Genomic DNA, 22,349 nt, shown 5'->3' with positions numbered 1-22,349 from the left:
TGTTTTTATTAAAATATATTTTTTTTTTTTTGTTGTCGCGTCGGGCCGCCCCCCCCCCCCCCCCCCCCGGCGCATCAGACGGCAAAGAGCAGGAATTCCCGCTCCCACGAACTGATCACGCGCTTGAAGTTTTCATGCTCGGCCCGCTTGACCGCGACATAACCTGTGATGAATTTTTTACCCAGGTATTTCTCGATGGTCTTGCTGTTTTCCATGCGTTCCAGCGCGTCTTCGATGGTCAACGGCAAGCGCAGGTTGCGCCGCTCGTAACCACGCCCCACCACCGGCGCGCTCGGGTTATGGCCTTCGACCATGCCGATGTAGCCACACAACAAGCTGGCGGCAATCGCCAGGTACGGGTTGGCGTCGGCGCCCGGTAAGCGGTTTTCCACGCGACGGTTTTGCGGGCCGGCATCCGGCACGCGCAGGCCGACGGTGCGGTTCTCTTCGCCCCACTCCACGTTGACCGGCGCCGACGTGTCGGGCAGGAAGCGGCGGAACGAGTTCACGTTGGGCGCAAACAGCGGCAGCAGTTCAGGGATGAATTTCTGCAGGCCGCCGATGTGGTTCAGGAACAGCTGGCTCATGCTCCCGTCTTCATTGGAGAACACGTTTTTGCCGGTGGCAATGTCGATGATGCTTTGGTGCAAGTGCATCGCGCTGCCGGGCTCGCCGGTCATCGGCTTGGCCATAAAGGTAGCGGCCACATTGTGCTTGAGCGCGGCCTCACGCATGGTGCGCTTGAACACCAGAATCTGGTCGGCCAGTGACAGCGCATCGCCGTGACGGAAGTTGATCTCCATCTGCGCCGTGCCGTCCTCGTGGATCAACGTGTCGAGGTCCAGCTCTTGCAGCTCGCACCAGTCGTAGACGTCTTCGAACAACGGGTCGAACTCGTTGGCGGCTTCTATAGAGAAGGACTGGCGACCGGTCTCCGGGCGCCCGGAACGGCCAATCGGCGGCTGCAGCGGGAAGTCCGGGTCTTCGCAGCGTTTGGTCAGGTAGAACTCCATCTCCGGTGCCACGATGGGCTGCCAGCCTTTGTCGGAGTACAGCTTGAGGACCTTCTTGAGCACGTTACGCGGCGACAGCTCTATCGGGTTGCCTTGCTTGTCGTAGGTGTCGTGGATCACTTGGGCGGTCGGCTCGATGGCCCAGGGCACCAGGAACACGGCATTCTGGTCGGGGCGGCAGATCATGTCGATGTCGGCCGGGTCGAGCAATTCGTAATAGATGTCGTCTTCGACGTAATCGCCGGTAACCGTTTGCAACAGAACACTCTCGGGCAAGCGCATGCCTTTTTCGGCGATGAACTTGTTGGTCGGCGAGATCTTGCCCCGGGTGATGCCGGTCAAGTCGCCAATCATGCATTCGACTTCTGTGATCTTGTGGTCTTTCAACCAATCGGTGAGCTGGTCGAGGTTGTTACTCATAAATGCCTCTGGGCTGGGTTTCCTGGCATCCATTAAAGGCCAGGCGTTGGTTGACGCAGCATCCGCGTCGTTTTTTCGTTCAGGGTAGGAGCTTACCTGCCATTTGCTGCAACGTTGCATTCCTCACGCCAAAGTCGTGCGCAATCTTGAGCGGCAGCGCGGATGGCAGCCGCTCAGTGGCAGTCGAAATGGCAAAAAGGGAAGCGACGGGGCCGTCAAGAATATTGGCCGGTGCGTGGGCATTCACGCGGGGAAAACGGACTGCTGACAAGGCCTGGCGAAAGCAGGCCAAGACGCCAAGTGGCGGCAGGCGAGACATGGAGCACCCCGGTATTATTGCTGTTATGGGTTTGAATCGAGCTTAGCCTTGTTCATTTTTTTACACAACACCCCCGTAAAAAATACAACACGGCCCGCTCAAGCCTGCGAATCCTGCGCCCTCTAAACCCAAAAAATCGCCCCAAAAAGCCCCAAAAAAGCCTTCGCGGTGCTTTTTTAGGGCAAAAAAGCCCTTGCTTGACTTCGGCATGCCGTTCGGGTTGACTGAAACCAGAAAAGATCAATGATTGATATTTTTAACAACAAAGGTGTTGCATCATGTCGGTACCCCCGCGTGCCGTTCAGCTTAATGAAGCGAACGCGTTCCTTAAGGATCATCCTGAGGTTCTGTACGTAGACCTTCTAATTGCGGATATGAATGGTGTGGTGCGCGGCAAGCGCATCGAACGCACCAGCCTCCACAAGGTTTACGAGAAGGGCATTAACCTGCCTGCCTCTCTATTTGCCCTGGATATCAACGGCTCGACGGTGGAAAGCACCGGCTTGGGTCTGGACATCGGTGATGCTGACCGAATCTGTTATCCGATCCCCGACACCCTGTGCAATGAACCCTGGCAAAAGCGCCCTACCGCGCAATTGCTGATGACCATGCACGAACTTGAAGGTACGCCTTTCTTCGCCGACCCTCGCGAAGTGCTGCGCCAAGTCGTCAGCAAATTTGACGACCTCGGCCTGACGATCTGCGCCGCCTTCGAGCTTGAGTTCTACCTGATCGACCAGGAGAACGTGAACGGCCGCCCACAACCACCGCGCTCGCCGATCTCCGGCAAACGCCCGCACTCGACACAGGTCTACCTGATCGACGACCTCGACGAATACGTCGATTGCCTCCAGGACATTCTGGAAGGCGCCAAAGAGCAAGGCATCCCGGCTGACGCCATCGTCAAGGAAAGTGCCCCGGCGCAGTTCGAAGTGAACCTGCACCACGTGGCCGACCCGATCAAGGCCTGCGACTATGCGGTACTGCTCAAGCGCCTGATCAAGAACATCGCCTACGACCATGAGATGGACACCACCTTCATGGCCAAGCCTTACCCAGGCCAGGCAGGCAACGGTTTGCACGTGCACATTTCGATCCTGGACAAAGACGGCAAGAACATCTTTGCCAGCGAGGATCCCGAGCAGAACGCCGCATTGCGTCACGCGATCGGCGGTGTGCTCGAGACCCTGCCCGCCCAAATGGCGTTCTTGTGCCCTAACGTCAACTCCTACCGTCGTTTCGGCGCACAGTTCTACGTGCCGAACTCGCCGTGCTGGGGCCTGGACAACCGCACCGTGGCGATTCGCGTACCGACCGGCTCGGCCGATGCGGTGCGTATCGAACACCGCGTGGCCGGCGCCGACGCCAACCCTTACCTGCTGATGGCTTCAGTGCTGGCGGGCGTGCACCACGGCCTGACCAACAAGATCGAACCGGGCGCGCCAGTGGCGGGCAACAGCTACGAGCAGAACGAGCAAAGCCTGCCGAACAACCTGCGTGATGCCTTGCGTGAGTTGGACGACAGCGAAGTGATGGCCAAGTACATCGATCCCAAGTACATCGACATCTTCGTGGCCTGTAAGGAAAGTGAGCTGGAGGAGTTCGAACACTCCATCTCCGACCTTGAGTACAACTGGTATCTGCATACCGTGTAAGCGGTTGCTGTACTCCCTTGTGGCGAGCGGGCCCGCTCGCCACAAGGGGCCTGTTCACTACAATAACCCCGCTGGCAATAACAACCTTCCCCACTCTCTCTACATGCCTGGATCTCTGCGTACAATGCGCTCTGCCTTGTAGGAGACTTCCATGACAACCCGCCCCGCCGCCCTTCGCAAACCCCGCGCCCGCAGCCAGGCGCGAATCGACGCGATCCTCGACGCCGCCCGCACATTGCTGGCGACCGAAGGCGTGGCCGGTTTGTCGATCTACAGCGTGGCCGAGCGGGCGCAGATTCCCCCGTCGTCGGTGTATCACTTCTTCGCCAGTGTGCCGGCGTTGCTGGAAGCGTTGACGGCGGATGTGCACAGCGCTTTTCGCGCGGCCATTCAGGCGCCTATCGACCACGATTCACTCAAGCACTGGCGTGACCTGTCCTACATCGTCGAGCAGCGGATGCTGACTGTCTACAGCAACGATGCGGCCGCACGGCAGTTGATCCTGGCGCAGCACGGTCTCACCGAAGTGACTCAGGCGGATCGTCAGCATGATTTGGAGTTGGGAGACTTGATGCTTGACGTGTTCAATTGTCACTTCGAAGTGCCGACACTGCCCACCGATGTCGACGTGTTTGCATTGGCGCTGGAGTTGAGCGACCGCGTATATGCACGCTCGGTGCATCAGCACGGGCAGATTACGCCGCGCATGGCCGAGGAAGGCATGCGGGTGTTTGATGCGTATGTGGGGCTTTATTTGCCGGCTTATTTGCCTAAGCGCTAGGGTTTGTGTTGGCTGGGCGGGCCTCATCGGGAGCAAGCCCCCCTCCCACATTTGACTGCGTTCACATATCAAAGTGTGGAAGGGGCGGTGCGGCGAGTCGAATCGCTCCCGATGAGGCCGCCGCACATTTCGATCACAACTTGGCGATCGATACCTCGGTGGATTTCACGAAGGCGATCACTTCGCTGCCAATCACCAGCTCCAGCTCTTTGACCGAGCGAGTGGTGATCACCGACGTAACGATACCGGACGCGGTCTGTACGTCAATTTCCGACAGCACGTCGCCTACAACGATTTCCTTGATGGTGCCTTTGAACTGGTTACGCACGTTGATGGCTTTAATAGTCATACGATTTCTCCTCGGGTCGAAATAGCTGCAAGTGGTTAGCTGCACGTTGTTAGCTACAAGTTGTTAGCTACAAGCTACAAGCTTGAAGCTTGAAGCTTGTAGCTTGTAGCTTGAAGCTTGCCGCTGCTTTTATTGAGCCCAACGCAATTGCGTAGGCAACGGTGAAACAGGTTCAGGGTCCGGCGGCGAGCCGGGCAACGACAGCACACGGTTAAGCACTTCGGCTTCCAGCGCGGCCAGGCGATGCGAGCCTCGGGCGCGTGGCCGCGGCAGGTCGACGATCAAGTCCAGGCCGATTTCGCCGTCTTCGATCAAAATCACCCGGTCGGCAATCGCCACGGCTTCACTGACGTCGTGGGTCACCAGCAACACGGTGAAACCATGCTTCTGCCAGAGGTTTTCGATCAGTTGTTGCATCTCGATGCGGGTCAGGGCGTCCAGCGCACCCAGCGGCTCGTCGAGCAGCAGCAAGCGCGGCTGGTGAATCAACGCACGCGCCAAGGCCACACGTTGCTTCTGGCCGCCGGACAAGGCCGCCGGCCACTCATTGGCACGCTCGGCCAGGCCGACCGCTTCCAGCGCCTCCAGCGCCCTGGGGCGCCAGTTGCCATGAAGGCCGAGGCCGACGTTGTCGATGATCTTTTTCCACGGCAGCAAGCGCGCTTCCTGGAACATCAACCGCGTGTCTTCAATCGCGTCGCTCAGCGGCGCGGAACCGGCCAGCAGCTCACCGCCACTGGCTTTGTCCAAACCGGCCAGCAGGCGCAGCAAGGTACTTTTGCCGCAGCCGCTGCGACCGACCACGGCCACGAACTGGCCTGCCGGAATGTGCAGGTCAATGTCCTTGAGTACTTCGCGTGCACCAAAGGCCTTGCGCAGTTTGCGCACCGCCAGCGGGATGCCTTTGAGCAGGCGCGGGGGTTGTTGAGCTGTCATGCCGCACCGCCTTTATTCACTTGATACGCCGGGTGCCAGCGCAGCCATACACGCTCCAGGCCGCGGGCGGCGAGGTCGGCCAGCTTGCCGAGAATCGCGTACATCACGATGGCAAGTACCACCACGTCGGTTTGCAGAAATTCGCGCGCGTTCATTGCCAGGTAACCGATGCCGGAGCTGGCCGAGATGGTTTCCGCCACGATCAAGGTCAGCCACATAAAGCCCAACGCAAAGCGCACGCCCACCAGAATCGAAGGCAAGGCGCCCGGCAGAATCACCTGACGAAACAGGCTGAAGCCGGACAAACCATAACTGCGCGACATTTCCACCAACGCCGGGTCGACGTTGCGAATGCCGTGGTAAGTGTTCAGGTAAATCGGGAACAGCGTGCCGAGCGCGACCAGGAAAATTTTCGCGGTTTCGTCAATGCCGAACCACAAGATCACCAGCGGAATCAGCGCCAGGTGCGGCACGTTGCGGATCATCTGCACCGAGCTGTCCAGCAGGCGCTCGCCCCATTTCGACAGGCCGGTGATAAAACCCAAGGCCAGGCCGATGCTGCCACCGATCACAAAACCGAGGCCCGCACGCCAGCCGCTGATGGCCAAGTGAGTCCAGATTTCGCCCGTGCGCACCAGGTTGACGCCGGCTTCAATCACCGCACTCGGCGCCGGCAAAATACGCGTCGATAACCAACCCGCCGACACCGACAACTGCCACACCGCCAGCAATAAAACCGGTAGCACCCATGGGGCTACGCGATGGCTTAATTTCTCAAAATTCATAACGCCGCCTCAGCTCTGTGACGCAGCTTTAGGAAGAATGTCGTTGGCGACCATTTCGCCAAACGGGCTCACGTAGCCGGCACCTTTAGGCAGCTCGGGACGTTCGATGTCCAAGTGCGGGAACAACAGTTCAGCGACCCGATACGACTCCTCCAGGTGTGGGTAACCGGAGAAGATAAACGTGTCGATGCCCAAGTCGGCGTATTCCTTGACGCGTGCAGCCACCGTAGGGCCATCACCCACCAGCGCCGTACCCGCGCCGCCGCGTACCAGGCCGACGCCGGCCCACAGGTTGGGGCTGACTTCGAGGTTGTCGCGGTTACCGCCGTGCAAGGCAGCCATGCGTTGCTGGCCAACCGAGTCGAAGCGTGCCAGCGAGGCTTGGGCGCGCGCGATGGTCTCGTCGTCGACGTGAGAGATCAGTTTTTCGGCGGCCTGCCAGGCTTCTTCGTTGGTCTCGCGCACGATCACATGCAGGCGAATACCGAAGCGCAGCGTGCGCCCGAGCTTTTCGGCCTTGGCGCGTACCTGGGCGATTTTTTCAGCGACCGCAGCCGGTGGCTCGCCCCACGTCAGCACCATTTCCACTTGCTCGGCTGCCAGGTCCTGGGCCGCTTCCGAGGAGCCGCCGAAGTACAGCGGCGGGCGCGGTTGCTGGATCGGCGGGTAGAGCAATTTGGCGCCTTTGACGCTGATGTGCTCGCCGTCGTAGTCCACGGTTTCGCCCTCCAGCACGCGGCGCCAGATACGTGTGAATTCTACCGAGGCCTGGTAGCGCTCTTCGTGGCTGAGGAACAAACCGTCGCCCGCCAATTCGTCGGGATCACCGCCGGTCACCAGGTTGAACAACGCGCGGCCGCCGGACAGGCGATCCAGAGTCGCGGCCTGACGCGCAGCCACCGTCGGGGAAATGATCCCTGGGCGCAGTGCGACAAGAAACTTCAGACGCTGGGTCACCGGGATCAGCGAGGCGGCCACCAGCCACGAATCTTCACAGGAGCGACCGGTGGGGATCAGTACCCCGCCAAAGCCGAGGCGGTCAGCGGCCTGGGCCACCTGCTGCAAATAACCATGATCGACGGCGCGAGCGCCTTCGGCGGTGCCAAGGTAATGGCCGTCGCCGTGGGTAGGCAGGAACCAGAAAATATTGAGGCTCATGGAGTTGTCTCCTGAAGAAATCGAATTACGGCGCGTTGGCAACGGCGGCGGGTGGCGTCCAGATCACGTCCTTGATGTTCAAGGGTTTGGGGATCAATTTGAGTTGGTAGAAGCTGTCGGCGATTTTCTGCTGGGCGGCCACCACTTCCGGGGTCAGGAACAACGCGCCGTAGCCTTGGCGCTTCACCGAGGTCAGGGTGATGTCAGCCGGCAGGCCAAGCAGCGGTGCGACTTGTTCGGTGACTTGTTCCGGGTGGGCCTTGGACCATTCGCCCACGGCGCGCACTTCTTCCACCAATGCCTTGATCACGTCAGGGTGTTGTTCGGCGTAGGGCTTGGTGGCCAGGTAGAACTGATGGTTGTCGGCAATGCCGGTGCCGTCACGCAGGGTGCGCGCTTGCAGTTGTTTCTCGGCGGCGGCCTGGTACGGGTCCCAAATCACCCAAGCGTCGACGCTGCCACGCTCGAACGCGGCGCGGGCATCGGCGGGCGGCAGGAACACGGTCTGCACATCGGTGTATTTGAGGCCGGCGTCTTCCAGTGCACGTACCAGCAGGTAGTGCACATTGGAGCCTTTGTTGAGCACAACTTTCTTGCCCTTAAGCTCTGCCACCGATTTGATCGGCGAGTCTTTCGGCACCAGGATCGCTTCGCTGGTCGGCGCCGGTGGCTCGTAGGCGACATACAGCAAATCTGCCCCGGCGGCTTGGGCGAAAACCGGTGGGGTTTCGCCGGTGACGCCGAAGTCGATGGAGCCGACATTCAGGCCTTCGAGCAACTGCGGGCCACCGGGGAACTCGGTCCACTGCACCTGCACGCCCTGAGCCGCGAGGCGTTTTTCGAGCGTGCCTTTGGCCTTGAGCAACACCAGCGTGCCGTATTTCTGATAACCGATCCGCAGGGTGTCGGCGGCCTGGGCTTGGACAATGGCGCCGAAGGACACAGCCGCAGCAAACAGTGCGACCAGACCACGACGCAAGATGACAGTGCGCATGGCGCTCTCTCCAAAAAGTGCGATTAGGGGGTTGGCTGCACCTGCTTGGCCGTTGGCGGCTGAGTAAGGTGAGTACTACACAATCCGGTAAGGCTTAAATGCTCCAGCGAGCACTCAACAAACGTTCATTCAACACATTCGGATCAAGCGGTTTCGGGCGACGCGCCATGGCGCTGTAAAACGTCTCCAGCGCCTCGTGTAAACGCTGCTCAAGCACCGGCACCAATTGCGCCTGGGCACTGCCTTCGGCGTAGGCGATTTGGCTGTCTTCGGCAAAAATGCCGTGGAGCAATTCCTGCGCCTTGAGGGCCGACAACACGGGCTTCAAGGCGTAGTCGACCGCCAGCATGTGGGCGATGCTGCCGCCCGTCGCCATCGGCAATACGATTTTGTGCGCCAGTGCGCGTTCGGGCAGCAGGTCGAGCACGGTTTTCAACGCACCGGAAAACGACGCTTTGTACACCGGCGTGGCGATAACCAGGCCGTCGGCGTTGGCCACCTGCTGCAACAGGTCGATGACTTTGGGGCTGTCGAAGCGGGCATGCAGTAAGTCTTCGGCGGGGAAGTCGCGTATCTGATAACTGACGACTTCCACGCCTTTGTCTTGCAGCCACTGACGGGATTTTTCCAGCAAGACCCCGGAGCGCGAACGCTGGCTGGGACTGCCTCCAAGTGTTACGACCAGCATGTAGGAAATTCCTTGAGCAAGTGTCAGCGGTTCGCTGTGTGGCGATGTCGCCAAGATGGGACAGACCTTATCAGTAGATTTATATATCTATAAATCTCATTTTTTCATTTGTTTATTCTCTAAATGCATATGCGAAAACTGAACCGCCAGGCGAAAAAAAAGGCCGTGAAAACGGCCTGAAAACCCTTGCATTGAATCAGTGGTGTATCTACAGACGCCATCGGGGGCAAGCCCCCTCCCACAGGGGAACGCGGTCAACTGTGGGAGGGGGCTTGCCCCCGATGGCGGTGTCAGCCTCAGCGGTTGGGCTGTGGGGTCAGGCGCAGGTATGGCTTCACTGCACGGTAGCCCTTGGGAAAGCGCTTCTGGATTTCTTCCTCGTCCTTGAGCGACGGCACGATGACCACTTCGTCACCGTCCTGCCAGTTGGCGGGTGTGGCGACTTTGTAGTTGTCGGTCAGTTGCAGCGAATCGATCACCCGCAGAATTTCGTGGAAATTACGGCCGGTGCTGGCCGGGTAGGTAATGGTCAGGCGAATCTTTTTGTTCGGGTCAATCACGAACAGCGAGCGCACGGTGAGGGTGTCACTCGCGTTCGGGTGGATGAGGTCATAGAGGTCCGACACTTTGCGATCGGCATCCGCCAGGATCGGGAAGTTGACCACCGTGTTCTGGGTTTCGTTGATGTCTTCGATCCACTTGTGGTGCGAGTCCACCGGGTCCACCGACAGGGCGATGGCTTTGACGCCGCGTGTGGCGAACTCGTCTTTGAGCTTGGCGGTAAAGCCAAGCTCGGTGGTGCACACCGGGGTGAAGTCGGCCGGGTGAGAGAACAGCACACCCCAGCTGTCGCCCAACCATTGGTGGAAACGAATCTTGCCGGCGCTGGAATCCTGTTCGAAGTCGGGGGCGATGTCGCCCAGTCTTAGGCTCATGGTGTGGCTCCTGATGAGTGCTTATGGAGCCCACTGTGCATGGGTTGAGGATTATTTAAAAAGAATAAATATCGATTTATCCAGACGATAAAGGAATATTAAAAATCTGTTCACTGGACGTGAGAAAAGGCTGGGATCAACATCCATTCCAAGGTTCGAGAAGGCCTTGAGACGCTGCAAAGAGGAATTCGGGAAGGGCTTGCGGGGGTTGAGCCCGACTTGAAAGCAAGACACCTTGCCCGGCATTGCGCCGGGCAAGGTTTTACAGTCTTACTTGAACGCGTAGCTGTAGCTAACGATTACGCGGTTTTCGTCTTGGGAACGGGTGTTCACCAAGTCGGTGCGCCACATAGCGTTTTTCCAGGCTACGCCGAGGTTCTTCAGCGGACCTTCTGGAACAACGTAAGCCAGGGTCAGGTCGCGTTCCCACTCGGTTTTCTCGCCGACAACAGTTTCGATGTTGCTGCCTTTGAGGTAGACCATACCGGCCGTCAGGCCAGGCACGCCAATCTTGGCGAAGTCATAAGCGTAGCGAGCTTGCCAGGTACGTTCGCCAGCACGGGCAAACTTCTGGATCTGCATGTCGGTCGTGGTGCTGTTCGACGAGCCATCACCCTGGTTCAGCCAAGGGAAGTCGCTGTCGCCCTTGGTGTACTGGTAACCGCCACCAAAAGTGTGACCGGCAATCGAGTACAACGCCAGGTAGCTGTACAGGTCGTTGTCGACCTTACCTTTAACCTTGGTAGCGTTGGTCGGCTTGTCCGAGTAGTAACCCGAGGTGTAGTAGCCAGCTTCGTCACCGTTGGCACCGTTGTCACGGCTGCGGTAGTAGCGCAGGTCACTTTTCAGTACGCCAGGACCGATGGACCAGTTGTGTACCAGGCCCAGGAAGTTCTGCGCGTAAAAGTCCTTCAGCTCGCCGAAGTAGTACGAAGCGGTGAGGTCTTTGGTGATTTTGTAATCAGCACCGGCGTAGTAGAACTTGTTAACGAAGTTGCCCGCGTTGTAGTTCGAGCTACCGTTGGCGCCAGCCAGCGACAAACCTTCGTTGTTGCTGGAGTTACGGCCCTTGGCGTGCTCGATCTGACCAGCAGTCAGGGTCAGGTCTTTGATCTCGTTCGAAGAGATCTCGCCGCCCTGGAAGGTTTGTGGCAGCAAACGACCGTCGTTGGTCTTGATGACCGGGTTGTTTGGCTGCAGAGTGCCGATTTTCGCTACGGTCTGGGAGATCTTGACCTTACCGGTCACACCCAGGCTGGCGAAATCGTTGACGGCAGTGTTGCCATCGCTTGGGAACACGGTGCCGCCCGAAGCGGTGCCCGTGTAGTTGCCGTGTTCGGCACGGCTGGAGTCCAGGCGCACGCCGTACAGGCCGATAGCATCAAGACCGAAGCCAACAGTCCCTTGGGTGAAGCCGGAGATGAAGCGCAGGTCGAAACCCTGGCCCCATTCAGCATTCTTGTTGCGGGTGTTGGACGTCGCGGATGGCTGGCCATCGCGGTTGTCGGTGTTGATGTAGAAGTTACGCAGACCCAGCGTTACTTTACTGTCATCAATGAAACCAGCGGCGCCTGCTTGCTGGGCGATTGTGCCCAAAGCCACAGCCAACGCTAAGGTAGACTTCTTCATGTACCGCTCCTCTCATTTCTAATTTTTGTATGTCTTCGGTCTTGGGTCTAACGCCCTCGATCCACAGATGCGCGATTAGCGCCAGAGAGTGACCCACAAGTCAATCGTAACTTTGTGTGTCTACTACCTTGGTCTAACTGCAGTTAATTTGGTCCCTGCAGGGTAATGAGTTTTTCATACACCCAAAAAGAATTGTTTCATTCTTTTTCATACGCTTCTGGAATAAGCGCTTAACGCAGACGAGCCGGTCAGCGTAGACCATCCGTCGCTATAAGCTAATTCCCCAAGGGTATTTACTCGCTTTTTTTTAGATCGATTGGCGTAGACGTAACGCCGCATACGTCACTCTCGATCAAAAAAGCGACGCCATGATGGCGAAATGCACATACTCACGTCAATTTGTTACAGTTTTTGTGTCACTAATAATTTCTTTTAGTGTCACGCGCTGCGCCTGCATTGACGCTATCGGCGCGGATCGACGCTTCTGAAGGCCTGCTAGTGTGATGGGATGTGAAAGAGGGCTTGCTCCCGGTGGCGCAGTGTCAGTCGGCAGTTACCTGACTGACTCAAAGCCATCGGGAGCAAGCCCCCTCTCACATTTGCACTGGCGAGGTAAGCAGCACCAGGCTTACAGCGCTTTCTCGAAAATCTTCGAGTTACGCTGATAGTTGTACAGCGACGCCCGCGCAGAAGGCAGGCGATCAACACTGCTCGGCTCAAACCCGCGTTCACGGAACCAGTGCGCGGTGCGCGTGGTGAGCACAAACAAGGTTTTCAAACCCTGCGAGCGAGCGCGGGTCTCTATGCGTTCCAGCAACACATCCCCGCGAGCGCCGTGGCGGTACTCCGGGTTGACCGCCAGGCACGCCAGTTCACCGGCATCCGAATCGGCGATCTGATACAGCGCCGCACAGGCGATGATCATGCCCTCGCGCTCGACCACGCTGAACTGCTCGATCTCACGCTCCAGCACTTCACGTGAGCGCCGTACCAGAATGCCCTGCTCTTCCAGCGGGCTGATCAGGTCGAGCAAACCGCCGACGTCTTCAATGGCCGCTTCGCGCACCAGCTCAAATTGCTCCTGGGCCACCAGCGTACCGCCGCCGTCGCGGGTGAACAGCTCAGTGAGCAATGCGCCGTCTTCGGCATAGCTGACGATATGGCTGCGCCCTACTCCGCCACGGCACGCTTGGGCGGCCGCGTCGAGCAGTTCGGCTTGATAGTTATTGCCAAGGCGTTGCAGGTGCGCCGGCACTTGCTGCGGGCGAAGTTCACGTACCAGTCGGCCATGTTCATCGATCAGGCCGAGATCGGCGCCGAACAGCAGCAGCTTGTCGGCGCCAAGGTCGATGGCGGCGCGGGTCGCGACGTCTTCGCAGGCCAGGTTGAAGATTTCCCCGGTGGGCGAATAACCCAGCGGCGACAACAGCACAATGGAGCGCTCGTCGAGCAAGCGGTTGATGCCCTTGCGGTCGACCCGGCGCACTTCACCGGTGTGGTGGTAATCCACGCCTTCAAGCACACCGATTGGCCGCGCAGTCACCAGGTTGCCGCTGGTCACGCGCAAGCGCGAGCCCTGCATGGGCGATGAGGCCATGTCCATCGACAGGCGTGCTTCGATAGCGATGCGCAAATGGCCAACCGCTTCGATCACACATTCCAGCGTGGCGGCATCGGTGATGCGCAAACCTTCGTGGTAAACCGGGGTGAGGCCGCGTGCTTCCAGGCGTGTTTCGATTTGCGGGCGCGAACCGTGGACCAGCACCAACCGAACGCCCAGGCTGTGCAGCAGCACCAGGTCGTGAACGATATTGCCGAAGTTCGGGTGGTCAACCCCATCGCCGGGCAGCATGACCACAAAGGTGCAGTCGCGGTGAGCATTGATGTAAGGCGAAGCATGACGAAGCCAATTGACGTAGTCGGGCATAAAACCTGGGCCTGTAATAAAGAGCAGCCAAAAAAGGAAGAATCGTGAAAACGCACAGCGGGCTGATGGTTATCGTCGGAACAGGCTTGGCGACACGCTCGCTCTCCTTATGTACGAATGGGCAAAGGTTAATTTATGCAGGCTTGAGGCAGTAATGCTCGATCAGTTCGCGCAATAAACGCACTGTAGGCGTCAAGCGTGACATTTCAAGGTACTCGCCCGGCTGGTGAGCGCAGGCAATATCGCCGGGGCCAAGTACCAGGGTTTCACAGCCAAGGCGCTGAAGATAAGGCGCTTCGGTGCCGAACGCTACTGCTTCGGCACGATGGCCGGTCAATCGTTCAGCCACCCGCACCAACTCGGCGTCTTCGGCCTGCTCGAACGGCGGCACTTCGGGAAACAACGGTGCGTAATCGATTTTTACCTGATGGCGCTCGGCCAAGGGTTCAAGCTTTTGCCGAATCGCGGCGCGCAGCACCTGCGGGTCCATGCCCGGCAAGGGCCGCAAGTCGAACTCCAGCGAACACTGGCCGCAGATGCGGTTGGGGTTGTCGCCGCCGTGGATGCAGCCAAAGTTCATGGTCGGTTGCGGCACACTGAATTGCGCGTTGCGGTACTCGCGCTGCCAGGCCAAACGCAGGCCACGCAGTTCGCCGATGGCATCGTGCATGGCTTCGAGGGCGCTGTGCCCAAGGCTTGGGTCCGACGAATGGCCACTGCGCCCGAGAATGTCGATGCGTTCCATCATCACACCTTTGTGCAGGCGGATCGGCTTGAGCCCCGTCGGCTCACCGATCACCGCTGCACGGCCGAGTGGGCGGCCTGCTTCGGCCAGCGCGCGGGCGCCGGACATCGAGCTTTCTTCATCGCAGGTGGCGAGAATCAGCAAGGGCTGCTTGAACGGCTGATCCAGCAGCGGCAACACGGCTTCAATCGCCAGGGCGAAAAAGCCCTTCATGTCGCAACTGCCCAGCCCTACCCAACGCCCGTCAACCTCCGTCAGCTTGAGCGGGTCGGTTTTCCACAGCGCGGCGTCATAAGGAACGGTGTCGCTGTGCCCGGCCAGCACCAGGCCGCCGGGGCCACTGCCGAAGCTGGCCAGCAAATTGAACTTGCCGGGGCTGACGTGTTGAATGTCGATGGCGAAACCCAAGTCGCCCAGCCAGTTGGCAAGCAAATCAATCACCGGGCGGTTGGTCTGGTCGAGAGACGCTTGGGTACAACTCACCGAAGGCGCGGCAATCAATGCGGCGAACTGCTCTTTCATGGACGGTAACGGCATGCGCGGTCTCCCAACTTCCCGGATGAGCCCCACTATAGAGGCATCTGCACAACACAATAAACCGTTGCGGCACGTTGCAAGGCTCAGTCCTGTACACTGCACGACCTTGGCAGCCACTCTTTTTCCCGGCTGCGCTCCCGATCCTGGATTTTCCGGCCATGCAGAAAGAAACCGAAATCAAGCTCCGCGTCAGCCGCGAAACACTCGCCGCGCTGCGTGAGCACCCGTTACTGAAAAAACGCAACAAAAGTGGCTGGGAACGCCGTGAGTTGATGAACCAGTACTTCGACACCCCCGAGCGCGACCTGGCCCAGGCCAAGGTTGCCCTGCGCTTGCGCAAGGACGGTGACGACATCATCCAGACCCTCAAAACCCGTGGCCAAAGCGTTGCCGGCTTGTCGGAACGCAACGAGTACAACTGGGACCTGCCCAAAGCCAAGCTCGACGTGAAGAAACTCGACGGCGAGTGCTGGCCCGAGCAATTGGCCGAGTTGGACAAAAAGACCCTCAAGCCGATCTTCACCACCGACTTTGTGCGTGAGCGCGCCGAAATCGCTTGGGGCCGTGGCAAGGCCAAGGTGGTGATCGAAGCTGCCCTGGACCTGGGCCATGTTGTGGTCGGCAAGCAGAAAGAAGAAATCTGCGAGCTGGAACTGGAACTGCGCGAAGGCGAACCCGCCGCCCTGTTGGAGCTGGCCGCTGAACTGGCCGCCACCCTGGCGCTGATGCCCTGCGACATCAGCAAGGCTGAGCGCGGCTACCGCCTGTACGACGCGAGCAGCTACTCGCTGAGCCTGCCAGCCCCTGAAATTCACGCCGAAATGCCGCTGGACGATGCCTTCGCCGCGATCATGTGGCACTTGCTCGGCAGCAGCCAGCGCCTGGCTGAGCAATACCGTTTTAATGGCCACTGGCGCTTGTTGCAGGACTGGGTCGACAACCTCGGCGAACTGCGTGCCCTGATCGGCAGCCTCGGCCAAGCCGCTCCGCGCCAGGCCACCAGCGAGCTGCGCAGTGCATTGGACGCGTTGCTGGAAGACTGGCGCCCGCTGGTGCAAGCCGGTGAAGACGACGAAGACATCCGCAAAGCCGCACCGGAACAGTTTGCTGAAGAACTGGACGACGTGCGCTGGGGTTTGTTCTCGCTGAACACCTCCCGTTGGTTGCTGGCTCGCACCTGGACCGCCGACCGCACCGTGCGTGGCAACCGCCAGGGCGCTGCGCAAATCGCCAACTGGCTGCCGCGCCTGTTGGCCGACGACGCCGTGGCCTTGCAACTGCCGCGCTATCAGCAGCAACCCGAAGATTTGGCCGAGCAACTGCCGCGCATCGAGCGCATCCAGGCCTGGCTGCATCACGCGCGCCAAGTGCTCGACGTTGCAGAGCTGGACCGTTTGTACGGCGAGCTGAACAAGCTGGTGCAACTGGCCAACCAGCCGATCACCGATGAGTCGCTGGATGCGCGCATGCATCAGGCGATTGCGGTGTATCAGAACCGCGCCTGGAAAACCTTGCTGCGTCTGTAATACCGTCCTCGGGAGCAAGCCCCGTCCCCCTGTGGAGGGGCGCTCCCGATGAGGCCCGCCCTGTCAGCGCAAAACCGGCAGGCTGGTGGTGGACTTGATCTCGGACAAGGCCACAATCGAGTTAACCTCCTGAATCCCCGGCACCCTCGACAGCTTCTCGAAGAAGAACCGCTCGTACGCCTCAATGTCGGAAGTGACGATGCGCAGTAGAAAATCCACCGACCCCATCAGCACATAACACTCCAACACTTCGGGAAACCCGCGAATCGCTTCGGTGAACTCGGTGAAATTGGATCGGCCGTGGGCGCTGAGTTTTATCTCGGCAAAAATCTGCGTGTTGAGACCGATCTTTTTTCGGTCCAGCAGAGTGACTTGGCCGCGAATTACACCCTCTTCCTTGAGCCGCTGAATGCGTCGCCAGCATGGCGACTGCGACAAGCCCACCTGCTCGGCGATCTGCGCGCTGGAGAGCGAGGCGTCCTCTTGCAACAGGGCCAGAATACGGCGGTCATAGACGTCCAACTCACTGTGCATAAAAAAACCTTATATAGCGCTGATCTTGAATTGATTGATTCGATTAATCGTCATTAAAGCCCATCTTAGATAAGAAATACCCAACGTCGGATGTAAAAATTTCTCCAATGAAACCGGAGAACGCGCATGCACGTCGTCGAAACCACTCACCCCGTTACCCGCGTCGATGCGTGGGCCGTCAACAGCCCCCATTGCCAGGCGCATTACCGGATTGTTGCCGAAGCAGAACCGGACGTGCTGTGCCGGGTGCTCAACTATTTCGCGCTGCAGTTTTTAACGCCGCAACAGGTGAGTGTGCACCGGCAAGAAGATCGCCTGAACATCACTATCGTGATGGACGGTTTGAGCTGGCACCGCGCTCAAGTCATCGCTGAAAAGATTCGAAACCTGATCAGCGTGTGTTCGCTGGACGTGTGGTCGGCTGACTCTGCGCGGCCTGAGGCAGTGCTGACAGTCGCGCAGTAAAGGCCTGCAACACACGGCGGGAGGTGGAACGCCAAAGGCTGACTAGCCTGCGATTAAGCCCAATGCCGATCAGGAACACCTTAATGTCCGCTGCCTTGCAAGATCGTCGATTGGACCTAAAAGCGCTGCTGCCTGCGTTAGTCGAGCAGGGGTTGATAACAGCGGACAGGGCGCAACGGTTGTCGAGCGTTACGCCTACCCAACATGCGTTGGAATGCATCGCGGCTGAAGGGCCTTGCCTGGAAACGTTGACCCACTGGCTGGCCCTGCATGTCGGGCAGCCTTATCTGCGTATCGACCCGCTGAAAATCGATGTGGCGACGGTGGTGCCACTGATGTCCCACGCCTTCGCCCAACGCCACGCTATTCTCGCGGTGGCCGTGGACGCGCAGACCGTTACCGTCGCCAGCGCCCAGCCCTACATCACCGGCTGGGAAGCAGGGCTGGCACATGTGCTCAAACGCTCGATCAAACGGGTGGTGGCCAACCCTCACGACATTCAACGTTGCATCGGCGAATTTTACCGGCTGGCCAAGTCGGTCAGCGGCGCAGAGCAAAAGGTGGCGGCGCCGGGCAATAGTGAACTGCTCAACCTCGGTGCCAGCGATAAAGAGCCGGACGCCAACGACGCGCACATCGTCAATATTGTCGACTGGCTGCTGCAGTACGCCTTTGGCCAAAGGGCCAGCGACATTCATATCGAACCTTGCCGCGACCAAGGCCGTGTGCGCTTTCGTATTGATGGCCTGCTGCACGACGTGTATCAGTTTCCGCCTCAGGTCAGCATGGCGGTGGTCAGCCGCCTGAAAAGCCTTGGCCGAATGAATGTCGCGGAAAAACGCAAACCCCAGGACGGGCGAGTCAAAACCAAGAGCCCGACGGGCGCCGAAGTCGAATTGCGCCTTTCAACCTTGCCGACGGCGTTTGGCGAGAAGCTGGTGATGCGGATTTTCGACCCGCAGGTGCTACTCAAGGATTTTGACCAGTTGGGTTTGTCCCGCGAGGACCAACAGCGCTGGCACGCCATGACCCGCCAAGCGAATGGCATCATCCTGGTCACCGGCCCCACCGGCTCGGGCAAAACCAGTACGCTCTACACCACGCTCAAGCAACTGGCGACCCGGGAGGTCAACCTGTGCACGGTGGAGGACCCAATCGAAATGGTTGAGCCGGCCTTCAACCAGATGCAAGTGCAGCACAACATTGACCTGACGTTCGCCAGCGGTATCCGCGCCCTGCTGCGCCAAGACCCGGACATCATCATGATTGGCGAGATCCGGGACCAGGAAACCGCAGAAATGGCGATCCAGGCCGCGCTGACCGGGCACCTGGTGCTGTCGACCCTGCACACCACCGATGCACCCGGCGCCATCAGTCGTCTGCAAGAGCTTGGCATTGCTCATTATTTGATCAAGGCTACGTTGGTCGGCGTGATGGCACAGCGTTTGGTGCGGCTTTTGTGCCCGCACTGCAAACGCGCAGAGAATGCGCTCGGTACTGTTTACCAAGCCGTAGGCTGTGCGGAATGTCGGGACAGCGGTTACAGAGGCCGCGCCGGGCTTTACGAAATCATGCCGATGGACGAAACGCTGAAAGCGCTGATCACTCCCGGCGCCGATGTGCAGGCAATACGTCGTGCAGCGCTCGGGCAAGGTATGTGCAGCCTGCGCATGGCCGGCATCGACAAAGTCAACGCCGGGCTGACCACGATGGCAGAGGCATTACGGGTCACGCCTGGGGATTCAGATACAAATGCTTTTAGCGTCAGGCCGTGAAACCCTCCTTATCGGTGAGCAGACCGTTACAATCGGCCCAACGTTGTTTCACTGACACAACCAGATAAGGAATCGTTATGCAGATTGGAACGGTACTGCTTCTTTTCGTGGGTTTGGCGATTGCCATCCTGTTCATGGGTTTTAAAGTGGTGCCTCAGGGCTACCAGTGGACGGTCGAACGTTTCGGCCGCTACACCAACACCCTAAAGCCTGGCCTGAACATCATCATCCCGGTCATGGACCGTATCGGCCGCAAGATCAACGTGATGGAAAGCGTGCTGGATATACCGCCTCAGGAAGTGATCACCGCCGACAACGCCACCGTGCAAATCGATGCCGTGTGCTTCTTTCAGGTGGTCAACACCGCACAAGCTGCGTACGAGGTGAACAACCTCGAGCACGCCATTCGCAATTTGCTGCAAACCAATATCCGCACGGTGCTGGGCTCCATGGAGCTGGACGCAATGCTCAGCCAGCGCGACGGCATCAACGAAAAACTGTTGCGTACCGTCGACGAAGCCACGGCACCGTGGGGCATCAAGATCACGCGTATCGAGATCAAGGACATCAGCCCGCCTGCCGACCTGATGGCCGCAATGTCTGGCCAGATGAAAGCCGAGCGCATCAAGCGTGCGCAAATACTGGAAGCCGAAGGCTTGCGCGCATCGGCGATCCTGACGGCAGAGGGCAAGAAGCAGGCGCAAATTCTAGAAGCCGAAGGTGGGCGCCAAGCCGCGTTCCTCGAGTCTGAAGCGCGTGAACGTCAGGCAGAGGCAGAGGCCCGCGCGACCCAGGTGGTCTCCGAAGCAATCGCCACCGGTAACGTGCAGGCCATCAACTACTTCGTCGCGCAAAAATACATTGATGCACTGGGCAAACTCGCCTCGGCCAACAACAGCAAAGTCATCCTGATGCCGCTGGAAGCCAGCCAGGTGATTGGCGCCGTCGGTGGTATCGGCGAAATCGTCAAGGCAACCTTCGACAACAAAAAAGGCTGAGGCAATCGCCATGTGGGATTTCCTGCAGCATCTATCGTTTTGGGATTGGTTGGCACTGGGCACCGTGCTGTTGATTCTTGAAGTATTTGGCACCGGTGGCTACCTGTTGTGGATGGGCATCGCCGCAGCCGCCGTGGGCGTGATCAAGTTTCTGGTGCCGCCGCTTGGCCTGGAATGGCAACTGCTGCTATTCGCCGTGCTGTCGATTCTGACGGCGGTGTACTGGTGGAAGCGCCAGCGCAGCAGCGCAAAGGTCAGCGACCAGCCGGGACTGAACATGCGTGGTTCCGAGTTGATCGGGCGCACGTTTATGGTGCATCAGGCGATTGTCGATGGCCGAGGCAAGATAAAAGTCGGCGATGGTGTATGGATCGCCTGCGGACCAGACAGCCCTGTAGGCACCCAAGTACGGGTGATTGGGCAGGATGGGACGATGTTGAAGGTCGAAACGGTTTAGCCCGTGAGGGAACTCAGTTGGGCTAAACACAATCATAACGTACAGATAACCCACCGGAGTTACCCACCATGCGTCTCAAATATGCTGTCGCGACCCTCGCTGTGCTTTCCCTACCTGTCGGTTCAGCCATGGCCGATAGCTTCTGGCGCAATGTCATTTCCTCGGGCGCCACTACTGGCTCGACATACCTGACCTTCAAGGACCACAAGCTGGTGGTAGCCGCCCAAGACGACGCGGGCAGCTTTGTTGCCAGCAACGGCGGTATCCGTGGCCCGTATCTGGAAGCTGCCATGCAAAAAGTCCGCGCCGATAACCCTACCCTGCAGGCAACGGACATGGAGCTGGCCAACGCGATCCTGGCGAAAAACGCTGTGACCGAGTAACCACCCCGCATAAAAAATGCCGCTCTTTGGGAGCGGCTTTTTTTTGTGCCCGGCATGACGATTCATTCACGGGTGACAGGCTATATTCAGTCGAGTCGTGTAACCATGCGGGTACTGATACGTACCCCACTCATCGCCTATCTGAAACGGATGCCTTCGTCGTTATGAGCCAACAGCCCTTTCTGCCGTTCTCCAAACCTACCATTGATGAAGCCACCATCTCGGCGGTCGGCGATGTATTACGCTCGGGCTGGATCACCAGCGGACCGAAAGTGCAGGCATTCGAAGCGCAACTGTCGGAATACTTTGGCGGCCGGCCGGTACGCACATTCAACTCCGGCACGTGCACCATGGAGATTGCCTTGCGCATCGCCGGGATTGGCCCTGGGGATGAAGTCATTACCACACCGATTTCCTGGGTCGCCACGGCCAACGTGATTCTGGAAGTCGGCGCCACGCCGGTGTTTGCCGACATCGACCCGGTCACGCGCAATATCGACCTGGCCCAAGTGGAAGCCGCGATCACACCACGCACCAAGGCGATCATTCCGGTTTACCTGGCGGGGCTGCCGCTGGACATGCCGATGCTGTATGCACTGGCCAACAAGTACAACCTGCGTATCGTCGAAGACGCCGCCCAAGCCTTGGGCTCCAGCTGGGACGGTGAGCGTATCGGCGCTACCGGTGACTTCGTATCGTTCAGCTTCCAGGCGAACAAGAACATTACGTCCTCCGAGGGCGGCTGCCTGGTGCTGAATAACGCCGAAGAAGCGCGCCTGGCCGAAAAGTACCGCCTGCAAGGTGTGACCCGTACCGGCTTCGATGGCTTGGACGTGGATGTGTTGGGCGGCAAATTCAACATGACCGACATTGCCGCCGCTATCGGCCTGGGGCAGTTTGCGCACATCGAGAAGATCACCGCGCACCGTCAGAACCTGGCACGCCACTACTTCAAGTGCTTCGGCAGTGATTTTGAAGCGCAATACGGCGCGCAGTTGCCGCCGGCGGATTTCGAAAACAGTAACTGGCACCTGTTCCAACTGGTGCTGCCAGAGCGTCAGGATGGCCTGCCTGCGCGCGCAACGTTCATGGAACAGATGCAGGCTCACGGCGTGGGCATTGGCTATCACTACCCGCCGATCCACCTGCTCAGCCTTTATCGGGCACAGGGTTTCAAGGAAGGTATGTTCCCGGTAGCGGAGCGTGTTGGACGTTTGATCGTGTCGTTGCCGATGTTTACAGCGATGACAGAGGCGGACGTCGAGCGGTCGGTTGCGGCGGTGAAAGCGGTATTGAAAGCAAACTGATCATTTACGGCAGGCACAGCACAATGTGAGAGC

General features: G+C 58.9%; 22 protein-coding genes. 9 read left to right on the top strand and 13 right to left on the bottom strand.

The window, feature by feature from the left end:
• Nucleotides 1-74: 74 nt before the first annotated feature.
• Both ACOZK9_RS12520 and ACOZK9_RS12515 read right to left on the bottom strand, forming a co-directional pair.
• Entirely contained in the window at nt 75-1,433 is a 1,359-nt protein-coding gene (locus tag ACOZK9_RS12520; protein ID WP_099234891.1) for a glutamine synthetase family protein, read from the bottom strand.
• 79 nt (nt 1,434-1,512) lie between these two features.
• Nucleotides 1,513-1,752 (bottom strand): hypothetical protein, encoded by a 240-nt coding sequence (locus ACOZK9_RS12515; RefSeq protein WP_082649054.1) that lies wholly within the window; start codon nt 1,750-1,752, stop codon nt 1,513-1,515.
• 278 nt (nt 1,753-2,030) lie between these two features.
• Here ACOZK9_RS12515 and ACOZK9_RS12510 point away from each other — a divergent pair, with 278 nt between their 5' ends.
• On the top strand, nt 2,031-3,407 hold the full coding sequence (locus ACOZK9_RS12510; RefSeq protein WP_058413730.1) for a glutamine synthetase family protein: 1,377 nt from the start codon (nt 2,031-2,033) through the stop codon (nt 3,405-3,407).
• Nucleotides 3,408-3,558: 151 nt separating this feature from the next.
• Nucleotides 3,559-4,188, top strand: coding sequence for a TetR/AcrR family transcriptional regulator (locus tag ACOZK9_RS12505; RefSeq protein ID WP_421555928.1), 630 nt, complete (start codon nt 3,559-3,561; stop codon nt 4,186-4,188).
• Between the two features lie 133 nt (nt 4,189-4,321).
• On the opposite strand, the gene ACOZK9_RS12500 is transcribed toward ACOZK9_RS12505, so the two are convergent.
• The 10 genes from ACOZK9_RS12500 to argE form a co-directional block, all read right to left on the bottom strand.
• Nucleotides 4,322-4,537, bottom strand: a complete 216-nt coding sequence (locus ACOZK9_RS12500; RefSeq protein WP_003176783.1) for a TOBE domain-containing protein — start codon at nt 4,535-4,537, stop codon at nt 4,322-4,324.
• Nucleotides 4,538-4,666: 129 nt separating this feature from the next.
• Nucleotides 4,667-5,473, bottom strand: coding sequence for an aliphatic sulfonates ABC transporter ATP-binding protein (ssuB, locus tag ACOZK9_RS12495; protein WP_122249387.1), 807 nt, complete (start codon nt 5,471-5,473; stop codon nt 4,667-4,669).
• Complete coding sequence (gene ssuC, locus ACOZK9_RS12490) at nt 5,470-6,258, bottom strand: aliphatic sulfonate ABC transporter permease SsuC (RefSeq protein ID WP_058413733.1); 789 nt, start codon at nt 6,256-6,258, stop codon at nt 5,470-5,472. Before ssuC ends, ssuB begins: the two co-directional genes overlap by 4 nt.
• 9 nt (nt 6,259-6,267) lie before the next feature.
• Nucleotides 6,268-7,416 (bottom strand): FMNH2-dependent alkanesulfonate monooxygenase, encoded by a 1,149-nt coding sequence (gene ssuD / locus ACOZK9_RS12485; protein ID WP_058413734.1) that lies wholly within the window; start codon nt 7,414-7,416, stop codon nt 6,268-6,270.
• A 25-nt stretch (nt 7,417-7,441) separates the two neighbouring features.
• The gene (locus ACOZK9_RS12480) at nt 7,442-8,410 is read right to left on the bottom strand and encodes a sulfonate ABC transporter substrate-binding protein (protein ID WP_421555927.1); all 969 of its coding nucleotides are present in this window, start codon (nt 8,408-8,410) and stop codon (nt 7,442-7,444) included.
• 94 nt (nt 8,411-8,504) lie between these two features.
• Nucleotides 8,505-9,098: an NADPH-dependent FMN reductase gene (gene ssuE / locus ACOZK9_RS12475; protein WP_058413736.1), complete on the bottom strand. Its 594-nt coding sequence runs from the start codon at nt 9,096-9,098 to the stop codon at nt 8,505-8,507.
• Between the two features lie 296 nt (nt 9,099-9,394).
• Entirely contained in the window at nt 9,395-10,033 is a 639-nt protein-coding gene (locus tag ACOZK9_RS12470) for a peroxiredoxin (RefSeq protein WP_058413737.1), read from the bottom strand.
• A 270-nt stretch (nt 10,034-10,303) separates the two neighbouring features.
• Nucleotides 10,304-11,662: an OprD family porin gene (locus ACOZK9_RS12465; RefSeq protein ID WP_058413738.1), complete on the bottom strand. Its 1,359-nt coding sequence runs from the start codon at nt 11,660-11,662 to the stop codon at nt 10,304-10,306.
• A 628-nt stretch (nt 11,663-12,290) separates the two neighbouring features.
• Nucleotides 12,291-13,589 (bottom strand): amino-acid N-acetyltransferase, encoded by a 1,299-nt coding sequence (argA, locus tag ACOZK9_RS12460; RefSeq protein ID WP_421555926.1) that lies wholly within the window; start codon nt 13,587-13,589, stop codon nt 12,291-12,293.
• Between the two features lie 133 nt (nt 13,590-13,722).
• Nucleotides 13,723-14,871 (bottom strand): acetylornithine deacetylase, encoded by a 1,149-nt coding sequence (gene argE / locus ACOZK9_RS12455; protein ID WP_152747590.1) that lies wholly within the window; start codon nt 14,869-14,871, stop codon nt 13,723-13,725.
• A gap of 158 nt (nt 14,872-15,029) precedes the next feature.
• On the opposite strand from argE, the gene ACOZK9_RS12450 reads away from it, so the two are divergent.
• Nucleotides 15,030-16,397 carry a CYTH domain-containing protein gene (locus tag ACOZK9_RS12450; RefSeq protein WP_058413741.1) on the top strand — a complete coding sequence of 456 codons (1,368 nt, stop codon included), beginning with the start codon at nt 15,030-15,032 and terminating at the stop codon, nt 16,395-16,397.
• A gap of 63 nt (nt 16,398-16,460) precedes the next feature.
• Here ACOZK9_RS12450 and ACOZK9_RS12445 read toward each other — a convergent pair whose 3' ends face one another.
• Nucleotides 16,461-16,931 carry an Lrp/AsnC family transcriptional regulator gene (locus ACOZK9_RS12445; RefSeq protein WP_122250746.1) on the bottom strand — a complete coding sequence of 157 codons (471 nt, stop codon included), beginning with the start codon at nt 16,929-16,931 and terminating at the stop codon, nt 16,461-16,463.
• 126 nt (nt 16,932-17,057) lie between these two features.
• On the opposite strand from ACOZK9_RS12445, the gene ACOZK9_RS12440 reads away from it, so the two are divergent.
• From ACOZK9_RS12440 to ACOZK9_RS12415, 6 genes are all read left to right on the top strand, one after another.
• Entirely contained in the window at nt 17,058-17,396 is a 339-nt protein-coding gene (locus tag ACOZK9_RS12440; protein WP_421555925.1) for a hypothetical protein, read from the top strand.
• Between the two features lie 83 nt (nt 17,397-17,479).
• Nucleotides 17,480-19,171 carry a GspE/PulE family protein gene (locus ACOZK9_RS12435; protein WP_421555924.1) on the top strand — a complete coding sequence of 564 codons (1,692 nt, stop codon included), beginning with the start codon at nt 17,480-17,482 and terminating at the stop codon, nt 19,169-19,171.
• Between the two features lie 77 nt (nt 19,172-19,248).
• Nucleotides 19,249-20,169, top strand: coding sequence for an SPFH domain-containing protein (locus tag ACOZK9_RS12430; protein WP_046381704.1), 921 nt, complete (start codon nt 19,249-19,251; stop codon nt 20,167-20,169).
• Nucleotides 20,170-20,179: 10 nt separating this feature from the next.
• Nucleotides 20,180-20,626 carry an NfeD family protein gene (locus tag ACOZK9_RS12425; protein ID WP_058413745.1) on the top strand — a complete coding sequence of 149 codons (447 nt, stop codon included), beginning with the start codon at nt 20,180-20,182 and terminating at the stop codon, nt 20,624-20,626.
• A gap of 68 nt (nt 20,627-20,694) precedes the next feature.
• Nucleotides 20,695-21,009 (top strand): DUF2388 domain-containing protein, encoded by a 315-nt coding sequence (locus ACOZK9_RS12420; RefSeq protein WP_058413746.1) that lies wholly within the window; start codon nt 20,695-20,697, stop codon nt 21,007-21,009.
• A 164-nt stretch (nt 21,010-21,173) separates the two neighbouring features.
• Complete coding sequence (locus tag ACOZK9_RS12415) at nt 21,174-22,316, top strand: DegT/DnrJ/EryC1/StrS family aminotransferase (protein ID WP_058413747.1); 1,143 nt, start codon at nt 21,174-21,176, stop codon at nt 22,314-22,316.
• Nucleotides 22,317-22,349 lie beyond the last annotated feature (33 nt).

Origin of the sequence: Pseudomonas kitaguniensis, assembly GCF_049199985.1 — a bacterium.
GTDB classification, from domain to species: Bacteria; Pseudomonadota; Gammaproteobacteria; order Pseudomonadales; family Pseudomonadaceae; genus Aquipseudomonas; species Aquipseudomonas kitaguniensis.
Note: the sequence above shows the minus strand (reverse complement) of the source record. Positions and strands in the feature narration are given on the sequence as shown.